This window comes from Propionivibrio sp. (assembly GCF_017995515.1).
GTDB lineage: Bacteria > Pseudomonadota > Gammaproteobacteria > Burkholderiales > Rhodocyclaceae > Propionivibrio.
The window spans coordinates 1-8949 of record NZ_JAGOIT010000125.1 but is presented as its reverse complement, the minus strand read 5'-3'; the positions used below and the strand labels follow the sequence as shown (position 1 = coordinate 8949).

Genomic DNA, 8949 nt, shown 5'->3' with positions numbered 1-8949 from the left:
CAAGGCCTTTCTCTTCCGGGGGCGCAGAACAAACCTCAGCGTGGCGCCCGCGACTTCAACACGGCAAGTCCGAGCAGCAGGCCCCAGAATGCGCTGCCGACGCCCCACAGCGTCAGCCCCGACGCGGTGACGAGGAAGGTGAGCAGCGCCGCCTCGCGTTCGTGCTCGTCGTGCAGAGCGGCGGTCAGGCTGTTGCCGATCGTGCCGAGCAGCGCGATGCCGGCGATTGCGGCGACGAGTTCCTTCGGCAGCGCGGTGAACACGCTGGCGACCGTTGCCCCGAGCAGGCCGGTGACGAAGTAGAAGGCGCCAGCCCATACGGCGGCCAGGTAGCGCCGTTCGGGATTGCGGTCAGCCTCCGGGCTCATGCAGATCGCCGCCGTGATCGCCGCCAGGTTGAACTGGTAGCCGCCGAACGGGCCGAGCACGAGGCCGGTCAAACCGGTCCAGCCGATCAGCGGCGAGACCGGCGTCGAGTAGCCGTTGGCGCGCAGCACGGCGATGCCAGGCACGTTCTGCGAGGCCATGGTGACGATGAAGAGCGGGATGCCGACGCCGATGATCGTCGATAGGGAGAAGGTCGGCATCGTGAACACCGGCTGCGCGACGGCGAGCGTCACCGCCTCGAAATGGATCAATCCGCCAAAGCCGGCCCACGCCAGCCCGCCAAGCAGGGTGAACGGGATCGTGTAGCGCGAGTTGAAGCGGCGGCCGACGAAGTAAATCACCAGCATTAGCGCGACGAGACCGAGTTGCGACTGCAGCGAGACGAAGATGCCGAGCCCGAAGCGCAGCAGCACGCCGCCCAACATCGCCGCCGCCAGCGTCTTCGGCACGTGTTTCATCAGCGTTTCGACCCAGCCGGTGACGCCGCACAGCGTGATCAGCGCCGAGGCGAAGAGGAAGGCGCCGATCGCCTCGCTCATCGGCAGGCCGACGAGCGCCGTGCCGAGCAGCGCCGCGCCCGGCGTCGACCAGGCGGTGAGCACGGGGCTCTTGAAGTAGAGCGAAAGGCCGATGCACGTCGCGCTCATGCCCAGTCCGAGGACCAGCAGCCAGGAGCTGAGATGCACTGCATCGGCGCCGGCCGCCGTCGCCGCCTGGAAGACGATGGCGGCGGAACTCGTGTAGCCGACAAGGACGGCGATGAAGCCGGCCGAAATGTGCGAAAGCCCGAAAAATGCGCGCATGGGTGCTCCGGTGTGATGTAATTCGATGCTGTGCGTTTTAACGCACGAGGGCATCCTAGCATTCGTGCGTTAAAACGCACAAGGGTGATCCATTCTATTGATACTTGTGACGATGACAGACCGTTCTCGCCCCCCCCGCTCGCCCTGAGCTTGTCGAAGGGCAGAGAATCCGCGCCGCGCGCCTGTTCATGGTTCGACGAGCTCACCACGAACGGTGGATCGGGTGTTGGTCACTTCAAACATCCTCAATATAGGAAACGAAACATGTCCGACAGCACTCACGAACCGAACCGACAGATCGCCAATGCGCTACGCGTGCTGCGCAACGGACGCGGCTGGAGCCTCGACCGGACGGCGCAGGAGACCGGCGTCAGCAAGGCCATGCTCGGTCAGATCGAACGCTGCGAATCGAGCCCGACGATCGCCACGTTGTGGAAGATCGCCAGCGGTTTCCAGACCTCGCTCTCCAGCCTGATCGAACCGGCGCCGGTGGGCAGCCCGGATGGCGTCATCCGGCGCAGCGTCGAAGCGCTGCGCAAACAACCGGCTCCGGACGGAATGCTCGTTGCCGTGCTTTTCCCCTACGCGCCGCCGTTCGGTTTCGAGCTGTTCGAACTGACCCTGCTGCCGGGTTACGAACGCCTGTCGGAAGCGCACGAGCCCGGCGTCACCGAGCACGTCATCGTCCTGCGCGGGCCGATGGAAGTGCTCGTCGAGGGCGAATGGATCGAGCTTGGCGAAGGCGAAGCCGTGCGCTTCGCCGCCGATCGGCCGCACGGCTACCGTAACCGGCGTGAAACGCCGGCTGTTTTTCACAATCTGATCCACTATGCGCAGACGGCGGGGAGCGGCGTCCTCGTCGGCGATCAGCCCAGGATTTGATTCGCATCAGAAGCGTCAAGTCCTGGCGTTGCTAGAATGAGGCGCGCCGCACGCGGCGCTTTTACCAACCAGCCGAACGGGAATTCAACGTGATTGATCCGGGTCGTGACGCATCGCCAATCGCCGACGCCCTCGCGCGTCCGCTGCGCGACCTGCGCATCTCGGTGACTGACCGCTGCAACCTGCGTTGCACTTATTGCATGCCGCGCGAGGTGTTCGGCAAGGACTTCGTCTTTCTGCCGCGCGCCGAGTTGTTGAGTTTCGAGGAGATCGAGCGCGTCGCACGGATTTTCCTGCGCCTCGGCGTGCACAAGATCCGCCTCTCCGGCGGCGAACCGCTGATGCGGCATGGCGTCGAGAAGCTGATCGGGAAGCTGGCGCGGCTCACCTGTGCCGACGGCCGGCCGGTCGAGATCGCCATGACGACGAACGGCGTGTTGCTCGCCAAGAAGGCACAGACCTTGAAGGACGCCGGCCTGACGCGCCTCACGGTCAGCCTCGACGGCTTGAGCGAGGCAACCTTCCGCCGCATGAGCGATTCGAGCGCGCCGGTGCAGTCCGTGCTCGACGGCATCGCCGCGGCGCAGGCCGTGGGACTCGCGCCGCTCAAGGTCAATACGGTGGTCAAGCGCGGCGTCAACGAGCACGAGATCGTGCCGCTCGTCGAACACTTCCGCGGTTCGGGCGTCATCGTGCGCTTCATCGAGTTCATGGACGTCGGCACGACCAATGGCTGGCGCATGGACGACGTGGTGACGGCGCAGGAAATCCTCGGCGCAATCCAGCGTGAGTATCCGCTGCGCCCGGTCGATCCCAACTACAGCGGCGAGGTCGCCAAGCGCTGGGCCCTGGCCGACGGCAGCGGCGAAGTCGGCGAAATTGGAATAATCGCCTCGGTGACGCAGGCCTTCTGCGGCGACTGCAGCCGCATCCGCCTGTCGACCGACGGCAAGCTCTATACCTGCCTGTTCGCCAGCGCCGGCACCGATCTGCGCACGCCGCTGCGCGCCGGGGCCGAAGATGCGGCGCTCGACCGCTTGATCGTCGCCACCTGGCAGCGGCGCAACGACCGTTACTCGCAGATTCGCCACGCGGCGACGAAGCTGAATACATACCCGCTACGAAAAATCGAAATGTCGTACATCGGAGGATGACCGCGTTGACTGAAACGAATGACCTGACCCACTTCTCCGACGCCGGCCGCGCGCGCATGGTCGACGTGTCGGCCAAGGCCGAGACGCAGCGCGTGGCGATCGCCAGCGGCGTCCTGCGCCTGCAGCCGGCGACGCTGGCGCGCATCCGCGCCGGCCAGATCGCCAAGGGCGACGTGCTGACCGTTGCCGACGTCGCCGCGGTGATGGCCGCCAAGCGTACGCCGGACCTCATCCCGATGTGCCACTCGCTGGCGCTGACCGGCGTCGACGTCGATTTCAGCGAGATTCCCGAACCCGACACCGACGGCTGCGTCGGCATCAAAGTGATGACCACGGCGCGCTGCGTCGGCCAGACCGGCGTCGAGATGGAGGCGCTGACCGCCGCCAGCGCGGCGCTGCTGACCATCTACGACATGTGCAAGGCGATCGACCGCGGCATGCGCATCGAATCCATCCAGCTCGAGGAAAAGCGCGGCGGCAAGAGCGGCGTCTGGCGGCGCGAACGCACAAACGAGGCGGGCCAATGATCACGGTCTTGTTCTTCGGCGCCGTCGCCGAACGCGTTGGCCAACGTCAGCTCACGGTCGATCATCAACCCGGCATGCGTTTGCAGGATCTGCATGACGGCTTGCAGGCGCAGCACCCGGAGGCGTTCGCGATCGTCTCCTTGGCCGCCGTCGACGGGGAGCATGTACGCGACTGGTCGACGCCGCTTAACGACCGCAGCGAAGTCGTCTTCATGTCGAAATTCTCGGGAGGCTGAGCGCATGTCAGAAAACGTGGAGGCCGTGCGCATCCAGCTCGAAGACTTCTCGCAGGACGAGGAGATCCGCGCGCTGAAGGCGAGTTCGCTGCGCATGGGCGGCATTGCCACCTTCCTCGGTTGCGCGCGCGATTTTTCCGAAGGCCGCGAGGTCAGCGAAATCAGCTTCGACGCCTACGACCGCATGGCGCTGCCCGAGATGCGCAAGCTGCGCGAGGAGGCGATCGCCCGCTTCGGCCTGATCGACGCGCGCATCGTGCATCGGCTCGGCGTCGTGCGCGGCGGCGACAACATCGTCTTCATCGCCACCGGCGCCGAACACCGCGCGCCGGCGCTCGAAGCCTGCCGCTGGATCATCGACGAGCTGAAGGAGCGCGTGCCGATCTGGAAGAAGGAAACGACGCCGCAAGGCGACTCCTGGGTCACGCCGCATCCATGAACAACATGAAACCTACCGTATTCATCTTCGTCGGCCACTCCGGTTCGGGCAAGACGACGCTCGTCGAGAAGCTGCTGCCCGAGCTGACCTTGCGCCGCCTCAACGTTGCGACGATCAAGCACGCGCACCACAAGGTCGAACTCGACAAGGAAGGCAAGGACAGCTGGCGCTACAAGAACGCCGGCGCGTCGATGAGCATGCTGGTGACGACCGACGCGCTGCAGCTGGTCGCCGACGCCGTCGACCGGCGCGAGCCTCACCAGTTGGCCGAACGCTTTCTCGGCGAGGCAGACCTCGTGCTCGCCGAAGGCTTCTCGCTGGCGCCCGGCGACAAGATCGAAATCCTGCGCCGCGAATGCGGCAAACCGCCGCGCTGCACGGTCGCCGACGGCCTGATCGCCATCGTCACCGACATGGACGAGGTCTATTCCGAACTGCCGCATTTCGCGCTCGACGATGTGGTTGGCCTCGCCGACTTCCTGTTGCAGCGCGCCGCGAGATGATCGACCCATCGAAAATCGCAATGGTGGCCCACGACCGCCTTTCCGTTCGTGGTGAGCCTGTCGAACCATGAACAGGCGCACAGTGAACATCGCGCCCTTCGACAAGCTCAGGGCGAACGGTCGTGGAAGTCCCCGGCTACATACAGGAACGTCAATATGATCGACGACGGCCTCGCCGTGATCATGGCCGGCGGCGACTCTCGCCGCATGGGCAGCGACAAGGCGAGCCTCGTGCTCGGCGAGCAGACCTTGCTGCAACGCGTGGCGGAAGTCATGCAGACGGTTTTCCCGCGAGTGGTCGTCAGCGTGCGCGCGCCGCGGGCCGACGTCGCACTGCCGCAGGTATGCGACACCTACCGCGACATCGGCCCGCTCGCCGGCCTGTGCGCCGGGCTGGAACACGCGGCGCAGAACGGCGTGCCGTGGATCTTCGCCGTCGCCACCGATATGCCCTTTGTCCGTCCGGCGCTGATCGAACAGCTGGCGACGTACCGTTCCGGCGTCGACGCCGTGGTGCCGCTGATCGATGGCCATCCGCAGCCGCTCGCCGCGTTTTATTCGACCGGCGCCCTGCCGGCGATCCGCGCGCTGCTCGACGGCGACGGCAAGCGCAGCTTGCGCGCGGTACTGGAACGATTGCACGTCGCCCATGTCCATGCGGCCGAACTGAACGCGGCCGACCCCGGCCTCGAGAGCTTTGTCGACCTCGATACACCAGAGGATCTGGCCAAAGCAAAACACCCGAAGAAAGGCTAACCCGTGAACAGTAACAACCAGCAACGCGGCCATCTTTCGGTCGCCGACGCGCAGGCCGAAGTGCTGCGCCATGCCGACCGGCGCACCGTCGAAACCGTGACGCTCGAACGCGCGCTCGGGCGCGTGCTCGTCGAAGACATCCGGTCGAATCGCGACCAACCGCCGTACGACGTGTCGGCGATGGACGGCTTCGCCGTGCGTGCGGCCGATCTGGCGACGGCACCCACTGCCCTGACCGTCATCGAGGACATCCAGGCCGGCGACATGCCGAAGCAGACGGTCGGCGCCGGGCAGTGCGCGCGCATCATGACCGGCGCACCGGTGCCCCGCGGCGCCGACGCGGTGATCCGTGTCGAGGACACGCGGCCCTTGGCCGACGGCCGCATCGAATTCCAGAAGTCGGTGAAGACCGGCAACGACATCCGCAAGCTCGGCGAGAGCCTGCGCAACGGACAGACCGTGCTGACTGCCGGCTCGGAAGTCACGCCCGGCGTGATCGGCGTGCTGGCAACGGTGAAAGCGGCGCAGATGGCGGTGTTCGGGCGCCCGTCCGTCGCCATCCTGGCGACCGGCAACGAGCTCGAAGCGCTCGATGAACCGCTCGATCCGTACAAGATTCCCAACTCGAACAGCTACGCGCTGATGGGGCAGGTGCAGGCGCTCGGCATCGAGCCGACGCTGCTCGGCATCGCACGCGACGACCCCGAAGAGTTGGCGCGCTACCTCAGGCGTGGACTCGACCACGAGCACTTCGACGTGCTGCTCGTCTCCGGCGGCTCGTCGGTCGGCGTGCATGACCACGTGCGGCCGACGCTCGAAGCGCTCGGCGTGACGATGCGCTTCTGGCGCGTCGAAATGCGTCCCGGCCACCCGGTCGCCTTCGGCACGACGGTCGACGGCGGGCTGGTCTTCGGCCTGCCCGGCAACCCGGTGTCGAGCATGGTCTGCTTCGAGCAGTTCGTGCTGCCGGCCCTGCGCCAGATGATGGGCCACCGGCGCCTGTTCCGGCGCACGGTCGAAGCGCGCCTCGCGCACCCGGTAAAGATCCGCCCGGGGCGCACCGAGTTCGTCCGTGTCGTGCTCGAACGCGACGCGCACGGCTACGTCGCTCGTTCGACCGGTACGCAGAGCAGCGGCGTCCTGCTCTCGATGGCGGTGGCCGACGGTCTGCTCGTCGTGCCGGGAGCGTCCGAGGGCTTCGCCGAAGGCGACGTCGCGGCCGTTCAATTGCTCGACGGCACGACTTTCCAGAACGACGCGGGTTTCGAGGGGCGGTTATGAGTGACCAAACCAATATTGCACGCATCGGCATCTTGACCGTCTCCGACCGCGCGAGCCAGGGCGTCTATGAAGACAAGGGCGGCCCGGCGATCCGCGAGTGGTTTACGCAGGCCCTGCTGAGTCCGTGGGAAGCCGTCGCCAGAGTTATTCCCGACGAGCAGCCGAACATCGAGGACGCGCTGATCGAGCTCGCCGACGTCGAAGGCTGCAGCCTGATCGTCACCACCGGCGGCACCGGTCCGGCGCTGCGCGACGTGACGCCGGAGGCGACCGAGGCGGTGTGCACCAAGATGCTGCCCGGCTTCGGCGAACTGATGCGCACGGCGTCCCTGAAGTTCGTCCCGACCGCGATCCTCTCGCGGCAGACGGCCGGCATCCGCCAGCGCTGCCTGATCGTGAACCTGCCCGGCAAACCGTCGGCGATCGACGACTGCCTGAAGGCCGTCTTTCCCGCCATTCCCTACTGCATCGACCTGATCGAAGGCGCCTGGCTCGAAGCCAACCCGGAGTTCTGCGCCGCCTTCCGCCCGGCGCACGCCAAGAAGCCGGGCTGACGCTGTCCGCCGGGGCGGGCTGGTAAAATGCGCCTCCCGCCCGCCCTTCAGGACATTCGCCATGCCCAACGCATCTCCGGCCGCCATCGGCCCGCGCAACAATCCCATCGACGCCATCGGCACCCCGCTCAGCCCTTCCGCCACGCGCGTCATGCTGCTCGGCGCCGGCGAACTCGGCAAGGAAGTGATCATCGCCCTGCAACGGCTGGGCGTCGAGACGATCGCTGTTGACCGCTACCCGGATGCGCCGGGCATGCAGGTCGCTCATCGTTCGCACGTGATGGCGATGACCGACGGTGCCGCCTTGCGTGCGCTCGTTGAAGTGGAAAAGCCACAGCTGATCGTGCCCGAGATCGAGGCGATTGCCACCGAGATGCTGCTCGAGATCGAGCGCGACGGCCTCGCCGAAGTGATCCCGACCGCGCGCGCGACCAATCTCACGATGAATCGTGAAGGCATCCGCCGGCTGGTCGCCGAGGAACTCGGCCTGCCGACCTCGCCCTACGCCTTCTGCGACTCGCTCGACAGTCTGCAAAAGGCGATTGACGGCGGCATTGGCTACCCCTGCCTCGTCAAACCGACGATGTCCTCGTCCGGCAAGGGCCAGTCGCTGCTGCGCGGCCCGGACGACGTCGCCAAGGCGTGGGACTACGCGATGCAGGGCGGGCGCGTCGCTCAGGGGCGCATCATCGTCGAGGGCTTCATCGACTTCGAGTACGAGATCACGCTGCTCACCGTGCGCGCCGTCAGCGAGAGCGGCGAGATCGAAACGCACTTCTGCGAGCCGGTCGGCCACGTGCAGGTCAGCGGCGACTACGTCGAATCGTGGCAGCCGCAGGCGATGAGCCCGGTCGCGCTCGAGAAGTCGCGCGCCATCGCCAAGGCAGTCACCGAGAGCCTCGGCGGACGTGGCCTGTTCGGCGTCGAACTCTTCGTGCGCGGCGATCAGGTGTGGTTCTCCGAAGTCAGCCCGCGTCCGCACGACACCGGCCTCGTCACGCTCGCTTCGCAACGCTTCTCGGAGTTCGAACTGCATGCGCGCGCCATCCTCGGTCTGCCGGTCGATGTTTCCCTGCGCGCGCCCGGCGCCTCGGCCGTCATCTACGGCGGCGCCGACGCCAAGGGCATCGCTTTTGAAGGCGTCGCCGACGCGCTGCGCGTGTCGGGCGCCGACCTGCGCCTGTTCGGCAAGCCGGAAAGCTTCAAGAAGCGCCGCATGGGCGTCGCCGTCGCCACCGGGGTTGATATCGACGAAGCGCGCAGCCGCGCCAGGCTCGCCGCCGGCAAGGTCAGGCCGGTCGCAAAGTAAAACGATTGAAGCACGGCGCCCAAACGCTTAGAATGGGCGCCTTCGCGGGCGTCGTATAGTGGCATTACCTAAGCTTCCCAAGCTTATGAGGAGGGTTCGATTCCCTTCGCCCGCTCCA

General features: G+C 66.4%; 11 protein-coding genes and 1 tRNA gene. 11 read left to right on the top strand and 1 reads right to left on the bottom strand.

Translation table 11 applies throughout. From position 1 onward, the window contains the following. Window positions 1–35 precede the first annotated feature (35 nt). The gene (locus KBA32_RS15255; protein WP_294360659.1) at window positions 36–1190 is read right to left on the bottom strand and encodes a benzoate/H(+) symporter BenE family transporter; all 1155 of its coding nucleotides are present in this window, start codon (window positions 1188–1190) and stop codon (window positions 36–38) included. A 264-nt stretch (window positions 1191–1454) separates the two neighbouring features. On the opposite strand from KBA32_RS15255, the gene KBA32_RS15250 reads away from it, so the two are divergent. From KBA32_RS15250 to KBA32_RS15200, 11 genes are all read left to right on the top strand, one after another. Continuing rightward, window positions 1455–2072: a cupin domain-containing protein gene (locus KBA32_RS15250; RefSeq protein ID WP_294360657.1), complete on the top strand. Its 618-nt coding sequence runs from the start codon at window positions 1455–1457 to the stop codon at window positions 2070–2072. 89 nt (window positions 2073–2161) lie between these two features. Further along, entirely contained in the window at window positions 2162–3226 is a 1065-nt protein-coding gene (gene moaA, locus KBA32_RS15245) for a GTP 3',8-cyclase MoaA (protein ID WP_294360655.1), read from the top strand. Continuing rightward, window positions 3223–3753 carry a cyclic pyranopterin monophosphate synthase MoaC gene (gene moaC / locus KBA32_RS15240; RefSeq protein ID WP_294360652.1) on the top strand — a complete coding sequence of 177 codons (531 nt, stop codon included), beginning with the start codon at window positions 3223–3225 and terminating at the stop codon, window positions 3751–3753. The genes moaA and moaC overlap by 4 nt, the downstream gene beginning before the upstream one ends. Then, window positions 3750–3989 (top strand): MoaD/ThiS family protein, encoded by a 240-nt coding sequence (locus tag KBA32_RS15235; RefSeq protein WP_294360650.1) that lies wholly within the window; start codon window positions 3750–3752, stop codon window positions 3987–3989. Before moaC ends, KBA32_RS15235 begins: the two co-directional genes overlap by 4 nt. 4 nt (window positions 3990–3993) lie before the next feature. Next, the gene (locus KBA32_RS15230; protein ID WP_294360648.1) at window positions 3994–4428 is read left to right on the top strand and encodes a molybdenum cofactor biosynthesis protein MoaE; all 435 of its coding nucleotides are present in this window, start codon (window positions 3994–3996) and stop codon (window positions 4426–4428) included. Window positions 4429–4433: 5 nt separating this feature from the next. Further along, complete coding sequence (gene mobB / locus KBA32_RS15225) at window positions 4434–4931, top strand: molybdopterin-guanine dinucleotide biosynthesis protein B (RefSeq protein WP_294360645.1); 498 nt, start codon at window positions 4434–4436, stop codon at window positions 4929–4931. A 156-nt stretch (window positions 4932–5087) separates the two neighbouring features. Further along, window positions 5088–5687, top strand: coding sequence for a molybdenum cofactor guanylyltransferase (locus KBA32_RS15220; protein ID WP_294360640.1), 600 nt, complete (start codon window positions 5088–5090; stop codon window positions 5685–5687). Window positions 5688–5690: 3 nt separating this feature from the next. Then, window positions 5691–6968, top strand: coding sequence for a gephyrin-like molybdotransferase Glp (glp, locus tag KBA32_RS15215; RefSeq protein ID WP_294360637.1), 1278 nt, complete (start codon window positions 5691–5693; stop codon window positions 6966–6968). Next, window positions 6965–7522 carry a molybdopterin adenylyltransferase gene (mog, locus tag KBA32_RS15210; RefSeq protein ID WP_294360635.1) on the top strand — a complete coding sequence of 186 codons (558 nt, stop codon included), beginning with the start codon at window positions 6965–6967 and terminating at the stop codon, window positions 7520–7522. Before glp ends, mog begins: the two co-directional genes overlap by 4 nt. A 106-nt stretch (window positions 7523–7628) precedes the next feature. Further along, window positions 7629–8831: a formate-dependent phosphoribosylglycinamide formyltransferase gene (gene purT / locus KBA32_RS15205; protein ID WP_367113789.1), complete on the top strand. Its 1203-nt coding sequence runs from the start codon at window positions 7629–7631 to the stop codon at window positions 8829–8831. Between the two features lie 44 nt (window positions 8832–8875). Further along, window positions 8876–8949 (top strand) — tRNA-Gly (locus tag KBA32_RS15200).